Below are 19,203 nucleotides of genomic sequence, written 5' to 3'. Positions count from 1 at the left end.
CCCAGCGTAGGTGTCAGGCGTAGGTGCGGAAGCCGCGCCCGGTCTTGCGCCCGAGGTAGCCGGCCGTGACGAGGTGCTCGAGCAGCGGGGCCGGAGCGTAGCCGCGCTCGCGGAACTCGAGGTAGAGCTCGCGCTCGATGGCCAGCGAGACGTCGAGGCCGACGACGTCGAGCAGCTCGAACGGGCCCATCGGAAGGCCGCAGCCCGTCTTCATCGCGGTGTCGATGTCGTCGGCCGTCGAGTAGTTGGCCTCGAGCATCTTCACGGCGTCGTTGAGGTAGGGGAAGAGCAGGGCGTTGACGATGAAGCCGGCACGGTCGCCGCACGTCACGGGGTGCTTGCCCACCGCCACGCAGAGCGCCTGCACGGTGGCGACGACATCGGCGGCGGTCGAGACGGTGTGCACGACCTCGACGAGCCTCATGACCTGGGCCGGGTTGAAGAAGTGCATGCCGATGACGTCCTGGGGGCGCTTCGTCGCGGCCGCGCACTCGACGACCGGCAGCGAGCTCGTCGTCGTCGCGAGGATGGCGCCCGGTCGGCAGATCTCGTCGAGGTTCTCGAACAGGGCGCGCTTGACGGTGAGGTCCTCGACGACGGCCTCGACGACGAGGTCGACCTGCGCGAGGTCCTCAAGACGCACCGAGCCGCGGACGAGCCCCAGGGCCGAGTCGCGCTCGTCCTCGGTCAGCTTGCCGCGCTGGACACCCTTCTCGAGGCTGCGCTCGACCGCCGCGCGGACGGCCTCGACCTTGGCCTCGGACCGGGCCACGAAGGTGACGTCGAGGCCGGCCTTGGCGAAGACCTCGACCATGCCCGTAGCCATGGTGCCCGAGCCGACCACGCCGACCGTCCGGATCGGCCGCGTGCCCGACGTGGTGGCGTCCGCGCCCTTCGGCGTCAGGGCGTCGTCGACGACCGCCGAGCTGCCCGGCGCCGCATACGTGTAGAACCCGCGGCCGCTCTTGCGACCCTTGAGACCGGCGCTGACCATCTGCTTGATGATGGGGCTCGGCGCGTGGAGCCGGTCACGCCCCTGCTTGTACATCGTGTCGAGGATCTCGTAGGCCGTGTCGAGACCGATGAGGTCCATGAGCGCGAGCGGGCCCATGGGATAGCCACAGCCGAGCTTCATGGCCGCGTCGATGTCCTCGCGGGTCGCGTACCTGCTCTCGTACATCGCCACGGCGTGGTTGAGGTAGCCGAAGAGCAGGGCGTTGGCGATGAACCCGGCCTTGTCGCCGACGATGACGGGCTTCTTGCCCAGCCGCTCGGCGAGGGCCTTGACCTCCTCGAAGATCTCGTCGCTCGTGATGACGGTCTTGATGACCTCGACGAACTGCAGGACCGGCGCGGGGTTGAAGAAGTGCATGCCCACGACACGCTTGGGGTTGATCGTGGCGACGGCGATCTCGGTGACGGGCAGCGAGCTCGTGTTGGTCGCGAGGATCGCGTCGTCGGCGACGATCGCGTCGAGCCTGGCGAAGATCTCCTTCTTGAGGTCGAGGTGCTCGGGCACGGCCTCGACGACGAGCTGGCACTCCTTGAGGTCGGCCATGTCGCTCGTGAACTGCACCCGGGAGTGGAGCGCGGCCTGGTCCTCGGTGGTGAGCTTGCCGCGGGTGACGGCGCGGTCGGTCGAGTGCTGGAGCACCCCCTTGCCCTTCTCGACGGCCTCCTCGGTGACCTCGACCGCGACGACGTCGATGCCGTTGCGGGCGAAGACCTCCACGATGCCGGCACCCATGGTGCCGAGTCCGATGACGCCGACCTTGGTGAACTCACGAGACATGGGCGAAAGTCTCGCAGAGCGGCCGCGCCGACCACACCCGCCGCGGGCGTGACGCTCCCCACGCGACCTCCTCTAGGGTGGTCCGGTGCGTCTCGTCATAGCCCGGTGCAGCGTCGACTACGACGGTCGTCTCACCGCCCACCTCCCACTCGCGACCCGGCTGCTCGTCGTCAAGGCCGACGGCTCGGTCCTCGTCCACAGCGACGGGGGCTCGTACAAGCCGCTCAACTGGATGTCACCGCCGTGCACCATGGCCGAGGTCGACCCCGACGAGAGCCAGACGGACGAGGGCGTCGTCGCCGTCTGGCGCGTGCAGCACGCCAAGAGCGAGGACCGCCTGACCGTGCTCATCCACGAGGTCCTGCACGACTCGGACCACGAGCTCGGCATCGACCCCGGCCTCGTCAAGGACGGCGTCGAGGCCCACCTCCAGCGGCTGCTCGCCGAGCACATCCACACGCTCGGGCACGGCTGGTCGCTCGTGCGCCGCGAGTACATGACGGCCATCGGACCGGTCGACATCCTGGCCAGGGACTCGTCGGGCACGAGCGTCGCGGTCGAGATCAAGCGCCGTGGCGAGATCGACGGCGTCGAGCAGCTGACCCGCTACCTCGAGCTGATGAACCGCGACCCGCACCTCGCGCCCGTCACGGGCGTCTTCGCGGCCCAGCAGATCAAGCCGCAGGCCCGCACCCTCGCCGAGGACCGCGGCATCCGTTGCGTCGTGCTCGACTACGACGCCCTCAAGGGCATCGACGACGCGGAGTCGCGCCTCTTCTGAGGTTCAGCGTCCGACCCATCGCGCTCGCAGCTCCGGCGGCAGCTTCTCGACGGCCAGGCGGACGGCGGGCCGCGGCAGGTCGGAGGCGTGCTCCTCCAGGAAGCCCACGAGCCGGTCCTGGTCACGGCTGCCGGCATGCTTGAGGAAGATGCCGACCGGCTTGTGCACCAGTGGGTCCCGGTCGGTGGCGAGCTGCGCGGCAAGCTCCCAGCCGACCTCGACGTCGGGGGTGTCGAGCAGGCCCAGTGGTGCCGTCATGGCGGTCCGTCGGCGGAGCGGGTCGGGCGACCCCGCGAGGTCCCGCAGGACCTGCTTGTCGCGACCCACGAGCCACAGCCCGATCACACGGGGCGCGGCACGATCGACCATGTCCCACGTCGTGATCCGGTCGTGATGGCCCAGGTAGGTCCGAGCGAGCGTGCCGCGGCCGTGGCCGTCGATGCGCTTGCGCCGCGCCTTGAAGTCGAGGACGCACAGGGCGGCGAGCCGCGGCTCGTAGGCCGGGTGGGCGAGGAGTCGCTCGACCTCCGTCAGCGGAAGTCCCGTGTGGCGCTTGGCGATGGCGAAGAGCGTGCCCATCCGCACGCCGAGGGCCTCCTCGTCCGGGTCCAGGCGCCGGCGCACCGAGGCGAGGGCCTCGTCGCTGTGCTCCGCCTCCAGCTCGGCGAGCACCGTGTCGGCGGAGGCCGCGGGACTCAGGACAGGCCCTCGAGCGACCGACGCGTCGTGCCGTCGGCGTCGACGAGCAGCAGCACCGGCTCGGCGGAGTCGCCGCCACGCACGACGACGACGCTCTCACCCCGGTGCCGGTCGACGAGCTCCTCCAGCCCGGACGACCCGTCGTGCAGGTCACCGTGACCGAGGTGGGAGGGGACCCCGAGGTCGTCGGCCAGGGACTCGACCGGCCCGGTGTCCGGGACGTCGTCGGCGGCATACACCGCCTGGATCTTCTCGAGGTGGATGGCCGACGCGAGCCACGCGACGTCCGCGAGTCCCGGCGGGTTGACGACGATGATGCGCGCGGCACACTGCAGGTCGCTCATACCCGCGACGCTACGCCTGCTCAGGCCGGGGCGGACTCGAGCGGCGCGAGCCCGCGTGCGGCCCGGATCACACCGACCATCTCGCCCATGATGTCGTTGAGCCCGAAGTCCTTCGGCGTGAAGACCATGGCGACCCCGGCCGCCCGCAGGGCCGCGGCGTCGGACTCGGGGATGATGCCACCGACGATGACCGGCACGTCACCCGCGCCTGCCTCGCGCAGCCCGCGGAGCACCTCGGGCACGAGCTCCATGTGCGAGCCGCTGAGGATCGAGATCCCGACGAGGTGGACGTCCTCGGCCACGGCTGCGGCGACGATCTGCTCCGGCGTCAGGCGGATGCCCTGGTAGACGACCTCGAAGCCGGCGTCGCGAGCCCGCACGGCCACCTGCTCGGCGCCGTTGCTGTGCCCGTCGAGGCCGGGCTTGCCGACGAGGATGCGCAGCTTCTCACCCAGCTCCTCACCGGTACCGGCGACCAGCTCGCGCACCCGCGACAGGGCGTCACCCGGCTCGCTCGAGGCCACCCCCACCGAGCCGGACACGCCTGTGGGAGCGCGGTACTCGCCGAACTGCTCACGCAGGGCGGCGGTCCACTCCCCCGTCGTCACGCCCGCGCGGGCGCACTCGAGCGACGCGGCCATGAGGTTGGCGCCCGACGCGGCGTCGGAACGGAGGCGCTCCGTCGCGGCTCGCGCCCGCTCGCGGCGCTCGGGGTCGGCGTCACGCGCCTGGCGCCATCCGCGTACGGACTCGGAGGCGTGCCGCTCGACGTCGGCGTCGACGGCCTGGATCGCCGTGTCGAGGTCGGCGGTCAGCGGGTTGGGCTCGGTCGTCTCGAACCGGTTGAGACCCACGACGACGGCCTCGCCGGCCTCGATGCGGCGGCGACGTTCCGCGTGCGAGGCGACGAGTGCGGACTTCATGTAGCCCGACTCGACCGCCGCGACCGCCCCACCCAGCTCCTCGATGCGCGCCATCTCGGCCCGGGCGCCCGCGACGAGCTCGGCGACCTTGGCCTCGACGACGACCGACCCGGTGAACAGGTCGTCGTACTCGAGCAGGTCGGACTCGTAGGCGAGCACCTGCTGCATGCGCAGGCTCCACTGCTGGTCCCACGGTCGCGGGAGGCCGAGGGCCTCGTTCCAGGCCGGCAGCTGGACCGCGCGCGCCCTCGCGTCCTTGGACAGCGTCACGCCGAGCATCTCGAGGACGATGCGCTGGACGTTGTTCTCGGGCTGGGCCTCGGTCAGGCCGAGGCTGTTGACCTGGACGCCGTAGCGGAAGCGTCGGGCCTTGGCGTCCGTGACGCCGTAGCGCTCGCGGGTCAGCTCGTCCCACAGCTGCACGAAGGCGCGCATCTTGCACATCTCCTCGACGAAGCGGACGCCGGCGTTGACGAAGAAGGAGATCCGGGCCACCACGCTCGAGAACTCCTCGGCCGGAACCTGCCCCGAGTCGCGCACCGCGTCGAGCACCGCGACGGCCGTCGACATGGCGTAGGCGATCTCCTGCACGGGCGTGGCGCCGGCCTCCTGCAGGTGGTAGCTGCAGATGTTGACGGGGTTCCACTTCGGGATCTCGCGCACCGTGTAGGCGACGAGGTCGGTGATGAGCCGCAGCGACGGACCGGGCGGGAAGACGTAGGTCCCCCGCGAGAGGTACTCCTTGATGATGTCGTTCTGCGTCGTCCCCGCGAGGGCGTGCACCCAGTCCGCCGGGTCGTCTCCGGCCGCCTCGGCCTGCTGCTCGGCGGCGACCTGGTAGAGGGCGAGCAGCCACATGGCCGTCGCGTTGATCGTCATCGATGTGTTCATCTCGCGCAGCGGGATGTCGGCGAAGAGTGCGGCCATGTCACCGATGTGGCTGATCGGGACGCCGACCTTGCCGACCTCGCCGCGCGAGAGCACGTGGTCGGGGTCATAGCCGGTCTGGGTCGGCAGGTCGAAGGCGACCGACAGGCCGGTCTGCCCCTTGTCGAGGTTCCGACGGTAGAGCGCGTTGCTCGCGGCGGCACTCGAGTGGCCGGCATACGTGCGCATGACCCAGGGCCGGTCGGGCGTCACCCGGGCAGCCGCGGGCGGTGTGCTCTCCGTCGAAGACATGGCTCGACGGTAGCGGCGGCGTCTCGCCGTGGGCAGGCGCTCAGGCGGTGAGAGGCGCCACAGTCACGCCGTCGGACACCGGGTGCCGTGGCGCGAGGATGCGTTCGAGCCGGCAGCCACGCAGCAGCCGCGTCGTGCGGTCGCTCGCGTCGACGAGCAGCAGGCGACGCTCCGCCCGGGTGGCACGCCGGTGGAGGTGGACGATGACCCCGAGACCCGTGGCGTCGCCGATCTCGGCGTCCCCGAGGTGCAGGCGCAGCTCGCCCGGCCCCTCGTTGATGACCGCGTGGATCGCGTCGCGGATGTCCGGCACCGTGTGGACGTCGAGACGACCCTCGATGATGACATCGTGGCCGTCGGGCGCGTCGAGCACTCGGACCGGACCCCTGCGGTGGGTGTTCAGCGTCATGCAGACCCCTCTCAACGCTGTGCCGTCACCATGATGACGCCTCAGCCGACGAAAACGTTGCCCCTCGGAGTCAAGAAGTGGTCAAGAAATACGACCTTCGCGCGAACAACGTGACGCGGCACCATGACCCGATCGGAGCACATCCGGCAAAGGTGGACGATCCGTCCCCCGACCTGCCGCCGACCTGCCGCCGACCCGCTGCCGACCGACCAGGACGGGCTAGGCGAACGGCGGCTCGTCGTCGGGCTCGCGGGTGACCTCGGCCCCCATCGCCCGCAGCGCCTCCTCGAAACGCGGGTAGCCGCGGTCGATGTGGTGGACGCCGCTGACCAGGGTCTCGCCCTCCGCCACGAGTCCGGCGATGACGAGCGCCGCGCCCGAGCGGATGTCGCTGCTCTCGACCGGGGCACCGGACAGGATCGGCACGCCGTGCGTCATGACGTGGTGACCGTCGACCTGCGCGTCGGCGCCGAGGCGGGCCAGCTCCTGGACGGTGCGGAACCGCGCCTCGAACAGGTTCTCGGTGACCATCGCCGACCCGTCGGCGACGGCGTTGTAGGACAGGGCGAAGGGCTGCAGGTCGGTCGGGAAGCCCGGGTAGGGCAGGGTCGCGACGTCGAAGGCGCGGGGACGCCGGTCGACGGCGGACACCCGGAACCCACGGTCGGTGACCTCGACGTGGCAGCCGGCCGACTCGAGGGCCCCCAGAGGGGCTCGGAGGTGGTCGGCCACACCACCGACGATCTCGATGTCGCCGCGGGTCGTCGCTGCCGCGAACGCCCAGGTACCGGCCGCGATGCGGTCCGAGACGACGGCGTGCTCCGTCGGGGCCAGCGCCTCGACCCCGTGGACGGTGATGCGGGACGTGCCGGCGCCCTCGACGCGGGCGCCCATCGAGATGAGCATCTGCGCAATGTCGACGATCTCGGGCTCCTTGGCGACGTTGTCGATCGTCGTCGTGCCGCGGGCCAGGACCGCGGCCGTCAGGATGTTCTCGGTCGCCCCCACGCTCGGGAAGTCCAGGCGGATCTCGGCGCCCGTCAGCCCACGCGGCGCCGTGGCGACGAGGTAGCCGTGGGTCACGTGGACCTCGGCCCCCAGCGCCTCGAGCCCTGCCGCGTGCAGGTCGAGACCACGCGAGCCGATGGCGTCCCCGCCGGGCACGGCGACGTCCGCCTCCCCCACGCGGGCCACGAGCGGGCCGAGCACCGAGATCGAGGCCCGCAGCGCCCGGACGAGCTCATAGTCGGCGCGGTGGCCGATGCGCTCGGGCACGTCGAGGACCACGACGCCGGCCGCAGCGTCGTAGTCGACGCCGACCCCGAGCCGCCGCAGGAGCTCGGCCATGATCGTCACGTCGGCGATGGCCGGGACGTTGGTCAAGGTCGTGCGACCCACGGCCAGCAGGGCCACGGCCATCAGCTTGAGCGCACTGTTCTTGGCGCCCACCACGCGCACCTCGCCCACGAGGTGTGCCCCACCGACGACCCGGAATCGCTCTCTCACCCACCGAACCCTAGCGGGGACGTGGGCGGCCACCGGACCGGCCGACGCGGGTGAGAGAGTGGGCCCATGGTCAACCTGACGCGGATCTACACGCGCACCGGCGACGACGGCACGACGAGCCTCGGCGACTTCTCGCGGGTCAGCAAGAACGACGCGCGGCTGCACGCCTACGCCGACTCCAACGAGGCCAACGCCGCGATCGGCATCGCCGTCGCGTGCGGCGGCCTCACCGACGAGGTCACGGCGACGCTGCAGCGGGTGCAGAACGAGCTCTTCGACGTCGGCGCCGACCTGTCGACGCCGCTGCGCGAGCGCTACGACTACCCCCCGCTGCGCGTCGAGCAGCCCTGGGTCGACGACCTCGAGAAGGACTGCGACCACTACCTCGAGCAGGTCGAGAAGCTGCGGTCGTTCATCCTTCCCGGTGGCACCCCCGGGTCGGCCCACCTGCACCTCGCGACGACCATCGTGCGACGGGCCGAGCGGTCCGCCTGGGCCGCCGTCGACGAGCACGGTACCGAGCCGGCTCCCGAGGGCACGGACGCCCGCGGGGTCGGTGGCGTCAACGTCCTCACGGCGAAGTACCTCAACCGCCTCTCGGACCTGCTCTTCATCCTGGCCCGTATCGCCAACAAGCCGATCGGCGGCGACGTGCTGTGGCAGCCCGGCGGTGGACGCGTCGAGAAGCCTGAGCGATCCACGAAAGCCTGACCCGGCCACCCGGCATACGCCCGGCGAAGCCCGTGGGGGCCTCCCGTCAGGCGACGTTGACGTTGTAGCCGGGAGGCGCGGCCTCCTGCCACGACCGCAGCGCGGTGTAGGCGGGTCCTTGCAGGGCCAGCTCGAAGTCGCGGTCGCCGTCGCTGCACGGCACCCGGCTCGCTCCGGGCAGGAGCGGGAGCGACTCGCTCCCGCTGAGCGGCTCGGGCACGTCGAGCAGCAGGCGCTGGCGCAGCCAACGGTGCCGCGGCCGGACGGAGACGCCCCCGAGGGTGTACCACTCGAGGGCGTTGTCGCCGAACCTGATGAGGCCCAGGCGCCAGCGGTCGGACGGGGACCGGCGCAGGCCGCACAGCGTCAGCGGGAGCCCCTTGGCGATGTAGCGGCGACGCAGGAAGGTCGTCGCGAGGACGACCACCGCGACCACCAGCAGGGTGCCGATCACGATCTCGGTCGAGACGAGAACGGTCGGCACGCGCGACCTCAGTTCGTCTGCAGTGACGAGGCGTCGACGTGCTCGGCGACGATGGTCACCACGTCGGAGTCGACGGAGAGGAACCCACCGTCGACCGTCACGGTGCGACGCTCGCCCTCGAGGGACTCGATGGACACCTCGCCCTCGACGAGGACACCGAGCAACGGTGCGTGGCCCGGCAGGATGCCCAGCTCGCCCGAGATGGACCGAGCGCGTACGAACTTGGCCTCGCCCTCCCAGACCTTCCGGTCGGCGGCAACCATCTCTACCTTGAGCGAACTCACGTTTCCTCCGGATCGTGGGGGTGTCCTCAGCAGTTTAGTGCCTCTGCAAGGATGCTCCGTACGCGAGGTGGCGCAGGCCGCCCGCTCCGATCCCCGACCCTCTACAGGAGTCTTCCCCATGAGCACCGCCGTGTCCGACGCCCTCCTCGAGCCCACCCGCAGGCCCGTCGCCGTCGCCACCCTCACCGACGTCATCGACGCCGAGGTCTCCGAGAAGTCCGGTCTCGGCGGCGCCGCCGTCAAGGCCGGCTACGCCGCCGCGAAGAAGCTCGGCGGGAACTTCGTCACGAGTGCCACCGACCGCCTGCTCCCCCAGTTCGCCAGTGCCCTCGACCCGTTCTGGGCCACCAAGGGTGAGCAGCCCTTCGGCGCCCACCTCGCGGCCCAGCCCGAGGCGGCCGCGGACGCCCTGCTCGCCGTGACGGACGCCAAGGCGGCCAACACGTCGCACGGCTCGGCGGCCAAGGTCTACGGCTCGCTGCGCGGCAAGGCCAAGGATCACGTCGTCGCGGCGCTGCCCCGCCTCGGCGCAGCCGTGGAGCGCCTCGTCCCCTGAGGCGCCACCACCGACCACGTATGCCGCCGGGCCGGCTCCCTGAGGGAGCCGGCCCGGTCGTGTGCCTGGATGGTGGCGGTCGAGCGTCACTCGATCCGCGAGGCGTCCGACTCCTGCTCGGCTCGCGTCGCGGGCGCACCATCCGTTGCTGCTGATGCCGGTTCGGCCGGTTCTGACGGCGCGGCCGCGTGCGACCGGTCCCCGGCGACGCGTGGCAGCTCCGGGCTGAACTCGGAGCCGAGGTCGGAGATGGCCTGCCTCGCGAAGACCTGCTGCTCGGTCACCACCCGCTCGGAGCGGCCACGACCGATGAAGGTGACGACCCAGTGCAGGAGCGTCGTGAGCCGGCTCTTGAAGCCGATGATGTAGACGAGGTGGACGGCGAGCCACAGCACCCAGGCGAAGAAACCGCTGAACTGCGCCTTGCCCACCGACGCGACCGCGGAGAACCGGGAGATCGTGGCCATCGACCCCTTGTCGAAGTACGAGAACGGGCCCTTGGGCTCTCGTCCCTCGAGCCGGCGGGTGATCTGCTCCGCCGCGTAGCGACCGCCCTGGATCGCCACCTGGGCCACCCCGGGCAGCCCCCCGAGGGCCATCATGTCGCCGACGACGAAGACCTCCGGGTGTCCGGGCAGGGTCAGGTCGTCGTTGACCTCGATGCGCCCGGCCCGGTCGAGACCGGCCCCGGACTGCTCGGCGAGCCGCCGCCCGAGCGGGGAGGCGCTGACGCCCGCGGCCCAGACCTTGCACACCGACTCGATGCGCTCGCGGCTGCCGTCGCCGTGCTCGACCTCGATGCCGGTGGAGTCGACGTCGACGACCTTGGCGCCGAGCCGCACCTCGACGCCCATCTCGGTGAGGCGCTTGACGGCGCGGTCACCGAGCTTCTCGCCGAACGAGCCGAGGACCGCGGGAGCGGCGTCGAGCAGGATGACCCGCGCCTTGGTCGGGTCGATGCGCCGGAAGTCGCGCTTGAGCGTGCGGCGGGCCAGCTCGGAGATCTGGCCGGCCATCTCCACGCCCGTCGGACCCGCACCGACGACGACGAACGTCATGAGGCGGTCGACCTCGGCCTGGGTCGTGGCGAGCTCGGCGAGCTCGAAGGACCCGAAGATGCGCCCGCGCAGCTCGAGGGCGTCGTCGATCGACTTCATGCCGGGGGCGTGCCGCGCGAACTGGTCGTTGCCGAACCAGGACTGGCCCGCACCGGCGGCCACGATGAGCGAGTCGTAGGGGGTGACCGTCTCACGGCCCACCGCCGAGTGGGTCACCGTGCGCGCCGCGAGGTCGATCTCCGTCACCTCACCGAGGAGCACCTTGGCGTTGCGCTGACGGTGGAGCACCTCCCGGGTGGAGGGGGCGATCTCGCCCTCGGAGAGGATGCCGGTCGCCACCTGGTAGAGCAACGGCTGGAAGAGGTGGTGGGTGGTGCGCGCGACGAGCGTGACGTCGACGTCGGCGCCCTTGAGCTTCTGCGTGCTGAACAAGCCGCCGAAACCCGATCCGACGACCACGACCCGGTGCCGCGTGGCGTGCTGGGTGGTGCTGCTCACGATTCTCCTCGTCCTGCTGTGGGTGCTGGCTCGTCGGCGCTGACGTCTGGTCCATCCGTGTCAACACCGTGCGACGTACCCGCATGCCCGCAGGCCGACGCGAGGGTGGCCACATGACGAACGGGGAGGTGCCCAGTGGGCACCTCCCCGTCGTCGGGTGGAACGGACTGCTCGGGTCAGAGGTTCTTCTGGATCTCCGCCCACTGGCGCTCGACGTCATCGAGGCCACCGCACATGAAGAAGGCCTGCTCGGCGACGTGGTCGTACTCGCCGTCCGCGATCTTCGTGAAGCCCTCGATCGAGTCGGCGAGCGACACGGTCGAGCCCTCGATGCCGGTGAACTGCTTGGCGACGTAGGTGTTCTGCGACAGGAAGCGCTGGATGCGACGGGCGCGGTTGACGAGGATCTTGTCCTCTTCGGAGAGCTCGTCGATACCGAGGATCGCGATGATGTCCTGCAGCTCCTTGTTGCGCTGGAGGATCGACTTGATGCGAACGGCCGTGTTGTAGTGGTCGCTCGAGATGTAGCGCGGGTCGAGGATCCGCGAGGTCGAGGACAGCGGGTCGACGGCGGGGTAGATACCCATCGACGCGATGTCACGCGAGAGCTCGGTCGTCGCGTCGAGGTGCGCGAACGTCGTGGCCGGGGCCGGGTCGGTGTAGTCGTCGGCCGGCACGTAGATCGCCTGCATCGAGGTGATCGAGTGGCCACGCGTCGAGGTGATGCGCTCCTGGAGCGTGCCCATCTCGTCGGCGAGGTTGGGCTGGTAGCCCACGGCGGACGGCATACGGCCGAGGAGGGTCGAGACCTCCGAACCGGCCTGCGTGAAGCGGAAGATGTTGTCGATGAAGAGGAGCACGTCCTGCTTCTGGACGTCGCGGAAGTACTCCGCCATCGTCAGCGCCGACAGGGCCACGCGAAGACGCGTGCCCGGCGGCTCGTCCATCTGGCCGAACACGAGGGCGGTCTGTCCGAGGACGCCCGCCTCCTCCATCTCGACCATGAGGTCGTTGCCCTCACGGGTGCGCTCGCCGACACCGGCGAACACCGACACACCACCGTGGTCGCGAGCGACTCGGGCGATCATCTCCTGGATGAGCACCGTCTTGCCGACACCGGCGCCGCCGAAGAGGCCGATCTTGCCACCCTGCACGTACGGGGTCAGCAGGTCGATGACCTTGATGCCCGTCTCGAACATCGTCGTCTTGGACTCGAGCTGGTCGAAGGCCGGCGCCTTGCGGTGGATGCCCCAGCGCTCCTTGACCTCGAGGGTCTCGCCCTCGGCGAGGTTCATGCACTCGCCGGTCGTGTTGAACACGTGGCCGAGCGTCACGTCACCGACGGGGACGGTGATGGGTCCCCCGGTGTCCTGCACGGCCGAGCCGCGCACGAGACCGTCGGTCGGCTGGAGCGAGATCGCCCGGACCATGTTGTCGCCGATGTGCTGGGCGACCTCGAGGTTGAGGTTCTTCGTCTCGCCGGCGAGGGTGACCTCGGTCGTGAGCAGGTTGTACTGCTCCGGCATGGCGTCGACGGGGAACTCCACGTCGACGACCGGGCCGATGATGCGGGAGATGCGTCCGACGCCGCCCGCGGGCGGGGCCGTCCACGTGGTGTCGCTGACAGTTGCAGTCATGGTGGTCTGCTTCCTTACCTGTGGGCGTTACTTCTTGGCGTCGGCGAGGGCGTTGGCGCCGCCCACGATTTCGCTGATCTCTTGGGTGATGCCGGCCTGGCGGGCCTGGTTGGCGAGGCGCTGGTAGGTCTTGATCAGCTCCGTCGCGTTGTCGGTGGCCGACTTCATCGCCCGCTGGCGGGCGGCGAGTTCGGAGGCCGCCGAGCTGAGCAGCGCGGTGAAGATGCGGTTGCGCACGTACTTCGGCAGCAGCAGGTCGAGGACCTCGGACGCGCTCGGCTCGAAGGAGTACTCGGGCGGGATCTGGCCCTCCTCGTAGCGGTTCACGCTGAGGTCCAGGCTGTCGTCGTCGCCCGCGTCGTCCGCGTCGACGACCTCGAGGGGCAGCAGGCGCAGGACGAAGGGGTCCTGGCGGACCATCGAGCGGAAGCGGGTGAACACGACGTGGATCTCGTCGTGACCGCCCTCCTCCGTGGGCTTGAGGAAGTCGGCCGAGATGCGGTCGGCGATCTCCTTGGCGTTCTCGAACGTCGGGGCGTCGGAGAAGCCGGTCCACTCGGCGGCGTAGTCGCGCTTGCGGAACTTGTAGTAGCTCACGGCCTTGCGACCGACGAGGTAGGGCACGACCTCCTTGCCCTCGCCGGTCAGCTTGGAGATGAGCTCCGCGCTCTCCTTGATCGCCGCGACGGAGTAGGCACCGGCAAGTCCGCGGTCCGCCGTGATGATGACGACGCCGGCCCGCTTGGCGGTCTCCTTCGCCGTCGTCAACGGGTGGTCCTCGTTCGTGTTGGTCGCCACCGCGGACACGGCACGCGTCAGTGCGGTCGTGTACGGCATCGCCTCGGTGGCCCGCTGGCGGGCCTTGACGACGCGTGCGGCAGCGATCAGCTCCATCGCGTTGGTGATCTTCTTGATGGAGTTGACGGACTTGATGCGCTGGCGGTAGATCCGCATCTGCGCTCCCATGTGCTCCGCCTCTCTTGGTCTGTGAAGTCTGTGGTTGCCTGCAGGGTGGGCTCACGCCCGCTTCCGTATGCCGCCCGGCTGGCCGGGCGGCATACGGAAGGTGGTCACTTCTGCTTGACGATCTTCGCCTGGGTGATCTGGTCGTCGGCGATCTCGTCGAACTCCTCGCTGCCGGCCTCGAGGCCGTCCCTGCCGGTGCCCCGGAAGGTGAACTTGACCTCGTCGACGACCTTGGACAGGGCCGTCTCGGTGTCCTCGTCGAGCTTGAGGGTCTCGCGGATCGTCTGGAGGATCTTGCCGTCGCGACGCAGCGCCTCGAGCAGCTCGGACTCGAAGGTCCGCACGTCCTCGACGGCGATGTCGTCGAGCTTGCCGGTCGTGCCGGTCCAGATCGAGACGACCTGCTCCTCGACGGGGTACGGCGAGCTCTGCGGCTGCTTGAGCAGCTCGACGAGGCGCGCACCACGGGCGAGCTGGGCACGCGAGGCCGGGTCGAGGTCGGAGGCGAACATGGCGAACGCCTCCATGGCGCGGAACTGCGCGAGGTCGAGCTTGAGTCGACCGGCGACCGACTTCATCGCCTTGATCTGCGCGGCACCACCGACTCGGGAGACCGAGACACCCACGTCGATGGCCGGACGCACGTTGGCGTTGAACAGGTCGGCCTGCAGGTAGATCTGGCCGTCCGTGATCGAGATGACGTTGGTCGGGATGTACGCCGAGACGTCGCCCGCCTTGGTCTCGATGATCGGCAGACCCGTCATCGAGCCGTGGCCGAGGTCGTCGGAGAGCTTCGCGCAACGCTCGAGCAGCCGCGAGTGCAGGTAGAAGACGTCGCCCGGGTAGGCCTCGCGGCCCGGCGGGCGGCGCAGCAGCAGCGACACGGCGCGGTAGGCCTCGGCCTGCTTGGACAGGTCGTCGAAGACGATGAGGACGTGCTTGCCCTGGTACATCCAGTGCTGGCCGATGGCCGAACCGGTGTAGGGCGCGAGGTACTTGAAGCCGGCCGAGTCGGACGCGGGGGCCGCGACGATCGTCGTGTACTCCAGGGCGCCGGCCTCTTCGAGCGTGCCGCGGACCGACGCGATGGTCGAGCCCTTCTGGCCGATGGCGACGTAGATGCAGCGAACCTGGGCGTCGGGGTCGCCGGACTCCCAGTTGCGCTTCTGGTTGATGATCGTGTCGATCGCGACCGTGGTCTTGCCGGTCTGGCGGTCGCCGATGATGAGCTGGCGCTGGCCGCGGCCGATCGGCGTCATGGCGTCGATCGACTTGATGCCGGTCTGGAGCGGCTCGTGCACCGACTTGCGCTGGACGACGTTGGGCGCCTGCAGCTCGAGGGCGCGACGCTCGTCGGTCTTGATCTCGCCGAGGCCGTCGATCGGGTTGCCGAGCGGGTCCACGACGCGGCCGAGGAAGTCGTCGCCCACCGGGACGGAGAGGACCTCGCCCGTGCGCTTGACGGTCTGGCCCTCCTCGATGCCGGCGAAGTCACCGAGGACGACGACACCGATCTCGTGGACGTCGAGGTTCAGCGCGAGGCCGAGCGTGCCGTCCTCGAACTGGAGCAGCTCGTTGGTCATGGCCGAGGGAAGACCCTCGACGTGAGCGATGCCGTCACCGGCGTCGGTGACGCGGCCGACCTCTTCGCGGGAGGCCGCGCCGGGCTCGTAGGACTGGACGAACGAGTCCAGTGCGTCCCGGATCTCCTCCGGACGGATCGAAAGCTCCGTCATGTCAGATCTTCTCCTCGGTCTCGACCCGCAGGACGGGCCAATGGTTGATCACAGCTGGTGGTGGGTGCCTCAGGCACCCATGGCCCGGCGGGCCGCGTCGAGCTTGCGGATGACGGTGCCGTCGATGAGCTCGTCACCGATCTCGACCTTGACCCCGCCCATGACCCGGGGGTCCACGACGGTGTTGACGTGGACCGTGCCGCCGTAGATGGCAGCCAGGCCCGCCGCGAGGCGGGCACGGTCGTCGTCGGTGAGCGGGACGGCCGAGGTGACGACGGCCGTCTGCTGCTCGCGGCGGCTCGAGGCCGTCTCGAGGTACTTCTCGAGGACCCGGTCGAAGCGCAGGCCGCGGGGGGCGACCACGGCCTGACGGGCCAGCACGAGCGTCTCCGGGGCGACCTTGCCGAGCAGGAGCGAGGACACGAGGTCCGCGCGCTTCTCGGCAGGCGCCTGGGTGTCGGCCAGCGCCGAACGCAGCGCCGCGTCGGCCGCGACGATCCGCTCGAAGCGGAAGAGCTCGTCCTCGACCCGGTCGGCACGGCCGTCGGCCTCGGCCTGGGCGATGACGGCCTCGACGGCATACGACTCGAGCGTGTCGGTCAGGTCACGCTCGGAGCTCCAGCGGTGCCCGAAGGCGCCCTTGAGCACGACGAGCGCCTCGGCGCTGACCTTGCCGGCGAAGAGACGCTCGGCGAGCTGCGCCTTGTCGGCCCCCTCGCGGGAGGGGTCGGCGACGGCGCGACGCAGGGTCGCGCTGCCGTCGATGACGCCGACGACGGCGAAGAGCTCCTCGGCCAACCGCGAGCGGTCGGCGCCGGCAGCAAGGACGCCGGTGAACGCCTCGCGGCTCGCCGCCGCTGCTGCGCGTGAGGGTCCCTGCATCAGGCGTCTCCGCCCTGGCTGCCGGCGGGGCCGCCGACCTTCTCGCGCACGACGTCGCCCGACTCGAGCTCGGCGAGGAAGCGCTCGACGATGCCCTTCTGACGGGTCTCCTCGTGGAGGGACTCGCCGACGATGCGGCTCGCGAGGTCGGTCGAGATCCGGCCGAGGTCGCCGCGGAGCGAGACGACCGCCTGCTGGCGCTCGGCCTCGATCTGCTTGTGGGCCGTCTCGGTGATCCGCGACGCCTCGGAGGCGGCGTGCTCGCGCATCTCGGCGATGATCTGCGCGCCCTGGGCCTTCGCGTCCTCACGGATGCGGGCGGCCTCGGAGCGAGCCTCGACGAGCTGCGCCTGGTACTGCTCGAGCGCGGCCTGGGCCTGGGCCTGGGCCTCCTCCGCCTTGTTCATGCCGCCCTCGATGGCAGCCGTGCGCTCGGCGTAGATCTGCTCCAGCCGCGGCACGACCTTCTTGGACACCACGACGTAGAGGATCGCGAAGCACACCAGGCCGAAGAAGAACTCCAGCGGGTGCGGGATGATCGGTGCCGCGGTGGCCCAGAAGCCCTCGCCGCCTGAGGCGGTCACGGTCACTGCTTGCATGAGCTTCTCCTAGAGAGAAATGACGGTCGGTGCTTCGAGCTGCCCCCGTGGGGGCGTCAGCCCTTGAAGACGAACGCGAGCGCGATACCGAAGATGGCGAGCGCCTCGGTGATGGCCATGCCGAGGAAGGCGATGGGCTGGAGCATGCCGCGGGCCTCGGGCTGACGGGCGACGCCGTTGATGTAGGCGGCGAAGATCAGACCGACACCGATACCGGGGCCGATGGCGGAGAGGCCGTAACCGAGGATGGCGATGTTGCCAGTCATGTTTGTTCCGTTCCTTCTTGTCTTGTCCGGCTGGCGGTTACCAGACGGGCTTGGGCGAAGCTGGTTCGTGGTGCTCGTGCGGTGGTGCGGGGTGAAGCTGCGCGACGGGCGCGCGGTGGACGCTCAGTGCTCGTCGGCGACGGCACCCGCGATGTAGAGCGCGGCGAGCAGGGTGAAGACGTAGGCCTGCAGGAACTCCACCAGCAGCTCGAAGAGCGTCATGACGAAGGCGAAGACCCACGTCACTCCACCGGCGACGACGAGGATGCCGCCGGAGGTCAGCATGTACCAGCCACCCGTGATGAACAGGACCATGAGGATGTGGCCGGCGAACATGTTGCCGAAGAGTCGCAGGGCGAGCGTGACCGGACGGGTGAAGAGGTCCGTGATCAGCTCGAGGATGAAGATCGGGACGATCATGCCCTTGGGCAGGCCCGAGGGGACGAGCGACTTCCAGTAGCCGAAGAAGCCGTGCTTCTTCATGCCGACGACGTGGAAGACGATCCAGACGATGAGGGCCAGGGCGATGGGGAAGCCGATGCGGCTCATCGTCGGGTAGCTCATCGGCGGGATGACGCCGAAGAGGTTGTTGACGAGGATGAGCACGAACATCGTGAAGAGCAGCGGCACGAAGCGCATGAACTCGTGGCTGCCGATGAGGTCCTTGGCCACCCCGTTGCGGACGAGGCCGTAGACGGCCTCGGTGCCCATCTGGCCCTTGCTCGGGACGAGGGCCTTCTTGCGGGTCGTGACGAGCAGCCAGATGCTGATGGCCAGGACCGACAGGGCCATGAGGAACATGGGGCGCGTGATCGCCCATGCGCCGTCACCGATGAGGGGCTGCCAGAACTCCTCGACACCGGGGGCGGTGTAGTCCGTCGGGGCGGCGGCCACGATGCTCACGGGTTACTCCTTCGTAGGTTCTGGGCGCTTCGACTGACGGCGGGCGTCAGGGGTGCAGGGGCGGTGCTCGGGTGCGTGCTCCCGACGAGGCCCCGGGTCTGCGGGCCGGCAGGCGACGCGCTGGCGGGCGGCGCGGTGGCCGTCGGGCTGGTCTGCGGGCTCACTGGGTACCGTATCGGAACCAGATGAGGTAGAGCGACAGGGCCATTCCACCCACGATCCCCGCTCCGACGAGCCAGCCCGTGCCGAGCCAGTGGTCGGCGAGGGCACCGAGGCCGCCGTAGATGAGGGGCCCGGTGAGCAGGTAGGCCACGGCCCTCCAGGCCGAGTCCTGCTCGCGGATGTTGAAGGCGCGCAGCTCCTCGTCCCGCTCGGCCTCCGTGGGCTCCGTGGGCTCGATCGTGGGCTCGGTCGTGGGCTCCGTCGGGCCCGTCGACCCCGCGGATGGCTCGGGGGTGCCGGGAGTGGGTGGCGTCGTCATCTCGACCTCCGGTGTCACGGCTCATCACGCGGCTCGCGCTCGTCCTGGTCACGGTCAGCGGAGTCGAGGGACGCGGCACCGTCGGGGTCGTAGGCGAAGATGCGCAGGTGCTTGTAGGCGCGCATCTCGAAGAAGAGCCACACGACGGCGCAGATGGTGACGGACAGCCCGATGGCGTAGCCGGAGGCCCACGTGACGTCGCGCAGGGCGAACATGACGACGCCGAGGACCAGCACCTTGAAGGTGTAGGTGGCCATGACGATCATCATCGTCGTGGTGGGCGGCAGGTCGGCCGTGCGCTTCATGACGAGCAGCGTCAGGCTGAAGAAGAAGATGACGAGGGCCGCTCCCAGAGCGGCCGACCACGCGGCCTTGGGGCTGGAGAACAGCCCGACGACGACGCACAGGAGACCGGTGAGCGCGGTCGGCAGCAGCGAGCCCCGGAGGAGCTGGGCGAACGCATCGGACTGTGATGCGCTCGGTGCCGGTGTGGCGCTCAAGAAAACCTG

Annotated in this window: 21 protein-coding genes; 3 read left to right on the top strand and 18 right to left on the bottom strand. The window is 70.0% G+C overall.

Going from position 1 to position 19,203, the window contains the following annotated elements:
* Positions 1-13: 13 nt before the first annotated feature.
* Positions 14-1,792, bottom strand: a complete 1,779-nt coding sequence (locus TAE01_RS02750) for a 3-hydroxyacyl-CoA dehydrogenase family protein (RefSeq protein ID WP_147063179.1) — start codon at positions 1,790-1,792, stop codon at positions 14-16.
* Positions 1,793-1,877: 85 nt separating this feature from the next.
* Here TAE01_RS02750 and nucS point away from each other — a divergent pair, with 85 nt between their 5' ends.
* A complete protein-coding gene (gene nucS / locus TAE01_RS02745) occupies positions 1,878-2,573 on the top strand; it encodes an endonuclease NucS (protein WP_147063177.1) in 696 nt (231 codons plus the stop codon).
* Positions 2,574-2,576: 3 nt separating this feature from the next.
* Here the strand turns inward: nucS and TAE01_RS02740 are convergent, their stop codons facing one another.
* The 5 genes from TAE01_RS02740 to murA form a co-directional block, all read right to left on the bottom strand.
* The gene (locus TAE01_RS02740; protein ID WP_246111097.1) at positions 2,577-3,245 is read right to left on the bottom strand and encodes a DNA alkylation repair protein; all 669 of its coding nucleotides are present in this window, start codon (positions 3,243-3,245) and stop codon (positions 2,577-2,579) included.
* Positions 3,246-3,268: 23 nt separating this feature from the next.
* Positions 3,269-3,616, bottom strand: coding sequence for a hypothetical protein (locus TAE01_RS02735; protein ID WP_147063173.1), 348 nt, complete (start codon positions 3,614-3,616; stop codon positions 3,269-3,271).
* A gap of 20 nt (positions 3,617-3,636) precedes the next feature.
* Positions 3,637-5,718 carry an ethylmalonyl-CoA mutase gene (locus TAE01_RS02730; RefSeq protein WP_147063171.1) on the bottom strand — a complete coding sequence of 694 codons (2,082 nt, stop codon included), beginning with the start codon at positions 5,716-5,718 and terminating at the stop codon, positions 3,637-3,639.
* A gap of 40 nt (positions 5,719-5,758) precedes the next feature.
* The gene (locus tag TAE01_RS02725) at positions 5,759-6,127 is read right to left on the bottom strand and encodes an STAS domain-containing protein (protein ID WP_147063169.1); all 369 of its coding nucleotides are present in this window, start codon (positions 6,125-6,127) and stop codon (positions 5,759-5,761) included.
* Between the two features lie 219 nt (positions 6,128-6,346).
* Entirely contained in the window at positions 6,347-7,633 is a 1,287-nt protein-coding gene (murA, locus tag TAE01_RS02720; protein ID WP_147063168.1) for a UDP-N-acetylglucosamine 1-carboxyvinyltransferase, read from the bottom strand.
* Between the two features lie 66 nt (positions 7,634-7,699).
* Between murA and TAE01_RS02715 the strand changes: the two genes are divergently transcribed.
* Entirely contained in the window at positions 7,700-8,344 is a 645-nt protein-coding gene (locus TAE01_RS02715; protein ID WP_147063166.1) for a cob(I)yrinic acid a,c-diamide adenosyltransferase, read from the top strand.
* A 46-nt stretch (positions 8,345-8,390) separates the two neighbouring features.
* On the opposite strand, the gene TAE01_RS02710 is transcribed toward TAE01_RS02715, so the two are convergent.
* On the bottom strand, positions 8,391-8,828 hold the full coding sequence (locus TAE01_RS02710; protein ID WP_147063164.1) for a DUF2550 domain-containing protein: 438 nt from the start codon (positions 8,826-8,828) through the stop codon (positions 8,391-8,393).
* A gap of 8 nt (positions 8,829-8,836) precedes the next feature.
* Positions 8,837-9,112: a F0F1 ATP synthase subunit epsilon gene (locus tag TAE01_RS02705; protein WP_147063162.1), complete on the bottom strand. Its 276-nt coding sequence runs from the start codon at positions 9,110-9,112 to the stop codon at positions 8,837-8,839.
* 118 nt (positions 9,113-9,230) lie between these two features.
* Here TAE01_RS02705 and TAE01_RS02700 point away from each other — a divergent pair, with 118 nt between their 5' ends.
* Positions 9,231-9,668 (top strand): DUF6918 family protein, encoded by a 438-nt coding sequence (locus TAE01_RS02700; RefSeq protein ID WP_186815016.1) that lies wholly within the window; start codon positions 9,231-9,233, stop codon positions 9,666-9,668.
* Between the two features lie 86 nt (positions 9,669-9,754).
* Here TAE01_RS02700 and TAE01_RS02695 read toward each other — a convergent pair whose 3' ends face one another.
* The 10 genes from TAE01_RS02695 to TAE01_RS02650 form a co-directional block, all read right to left on the bottom strand.
* Complete coding sequence (locus TAE01_RS02695; protein WP_147063160.1) at positions 9,755-11,224, bottom strand: NAD(P)/FAD-dependent oxidoreductase; 1,470 nt, start codon at positions 11,222-11,224, stop codon at positions 9,755-9,757.
* Between the two features lie 176 nt (positions 11,225-11,400).
* Complete coding sequence (gene atpD / locus TAE01_RS02690; protein WP_147063158.1) at positions 11,401-12,861, bottom strand: F0F1 ATP synthase subunit beta; 1,461 nt, start codon at positions 12,859-12,861, stop codon at positions 11,401-11,403.
* A gap of 27 nt (positions 12,862-12,888) precedes the next feature.
* On the bottom strand, positions 12,889-13,827 hold the full coding sequence (locus tag TAE01_RS02685; protein WP_147063157.1) for a F0F1 ATP synthase subunit gamma: 939 nt from the start codon (positions 13,825-13,827) through the stop codon (positions 12,889-12,891).
* Between the two features lie 104 nt (positions 13,828-13,931).
* A complete protein-coding gene (atpA, locus tag TAE01_RS02680; RefSeq protein WP_147063154.1) occupies positions 13,932-15,563 on the bottom strand; it encodes a F0F1 ATP synthase subunit alpha in 1,632 nt (543 codons plus the stop codon).
* Positions 15,564-15,632: 69 nt separating this feature from the next.
* On the bottom strand, positions 15,633-16,445 hold the full coding sequence (locus TAE01_RS02675) for a F0F1 ATP synthase subunit delta (RefSeq protein WP_147063152.1): 813 nt from the start codon (positions 16,443-16,445) through the stop codon (positions 15,633-15,635).
* Positions 16,445-17,044: a F0F1 ATP synthase subunit B gene (locus tag TAE01_RS02670; protein ID WP_186815015.1), complete on the bottom strand. Its 600-nt coding sequence runs from the start codon at positions 17,042-17,044 to the stop codon at positions 16,445-16,447. Before TAE01_RS02670 ends, TAE01_RS02675 begins: the two co-directional genes overlap by 1 nt.
* A 56-nt stretch (positions 17,045-17,100) precedes the next feature.
* On the bottom strand, positions 17,101-17,310 hold the full coding sequence (atpE, locus tag TAE01_RS02665) for an ATP synthase F0 subunit C (RefSeq protein WP_020142944.1): 210 nt from the start codon (positions 17,308-17,310) through the stop codon (positions 17,101-17,103).
* Between the two features lie 123 nt (positions 17,311-17,433).
* Positions 17,434-18,213, bottom strand: a complete 780-nt coding sequence (atpB, locus tag TAE01_RS02660) for a F0F1 ATP synthase subunit A (RefSeq protein ID WP_147063150.1) — start codon at positions 18,211-18,213, stop codon at positions 17,434-17,436.
* 160 nt (positions 18,214-18,373) lie between these two features.
* Positions 18,374-18,694 carry an AtpZ/AtpI family protein gene (locus tag TAE01_RS20645; RefSeq protein ID WP_222594045.1) on the bottom strand — a complete coding sequence of 107 codons (321 nt, stop codon included), beginning with the start codon at positions 18,692-18,694 and terminating at the stop codon, positions 18,374-18,376.
* Positions 18,695-18,708: 14 nt separating this feature from the next.
* Positions 18,709-19,194: a Cg1360 family ATP-synthase-associated protein gene (locus TAE01_RS02650; protein ID WP_147063148.1), complete on the bottom strand. Its 486-nt coding sequence runs from the start codon at positions 19,192-19,194 to the stop codon at positions 18,709-18,711.
* Between the last annotated feature and the right edge of the window lie 9 nt (positions 19,195-19,203).

This window comes from Terrabacter aerolatus (assembly GCF_007991735.1).
Taxonomy (GTDB): Bacteria; Actinomycetota; Actinomycetes; order Actinomycetales; family Dermatophilaceae; genus Terrabacter; species Terrabacter aerolatus.
This window is presented reverse-complemented; position numbering and strand designations above follow the sequence as displayed.

Bases quoted from the DNA above. Each gene is read 5' to 3' on its own strand.
- TAE01_RS02725 (WP_147063169.1), bottom strand. From the start codon at position 6,127: ATGACGCTGAACACCCACCGCAGGGGTCCGGTCCGAGTGCTCGACGCG.
- TAE01_RS02670 (WP_186815015.1), bottom strand. From the start codon at position 17,044: ATGCAAGCAGTGACCGTGACCGCCTCAGGCGGCGAGGGCTTCTGGGCC.
- TAE01_RS02715 (WP_147063166.1), top strand. From the start codon at position 7,700: ATGGTCAACCTGACGCGGATCTACACGCGCACCGGCGACGACGGCACG.
- TAE01_RS02700 (WP_186815016.1), top strand. From the start codon at position 9,231: ATGAGCACCGCCGTGTCCGACGCCCTCCTCGAGCCCACCCGCAGGCCC.
- atpD (WP_147063158.1), bottom strand. From the start codon at position 12,861: ATGACTGCAACTGTCAGCGACACCACGTGGACGGCCCCGCCCGCGGGC.
- TAE01_RS02735 (WP_147063173.1), bottom strand. From the start codon at position 3,616: ATGAGCGACCTGCAGTGTGCCGCGCGCATCATCGTCGTCAACCCGCCG.
- TAE01_RS02685 (WP_147063157.1), bottom strand. From the start codon at position 13,827: ATGGGAGCGCAGATGCGGATCTACCGCCAGCGCATCAAGTCCGTCAAC.
- TAE01_RS20645 (WP_222594045.1), bottom strand. From the start codon at position 18,694: ATGACGACGCCACCCACTCCCGGCACCCCCGAGCCATCCGCGGGGTCG.
- atpA (WP_147063154.1), bottom strand. From the start codon at position 15,563: ATGACGGAGCTTTCGATCCGTCCGGAGGAGATCCGGGACGCACTGGAC.
- TAE01_RS02675 (WP_147063152.1), bottom strand. From the start codon at position 16,445: ATGCAGGGACCCTCACGCGCAGCAGCGGCGGCGAGCCGCGAGGCGTTC.
- TAE01_RS02730 (WP_147063171.1), bottom strand. From the start codon at position 5,718: ATGTCTTCGACGGAGAGCACACCGCCCGCGGCTGCCCGGGTGACGCCC.
- atpE (WP_020142944.1), bottom strand. From the start codon at position 17,310: ATGACTGGCAACATCGCCATCCTCGGTTACGGCCTCTCCGCCATCGGC.
- TAE01_RS02750 (WP_147063179.1), bottom strand. From the start codon at position 1,792: ATGTCTCGTGAGTTCACCAAGGTCGGCGTCATCGGACTCGGCACCATG.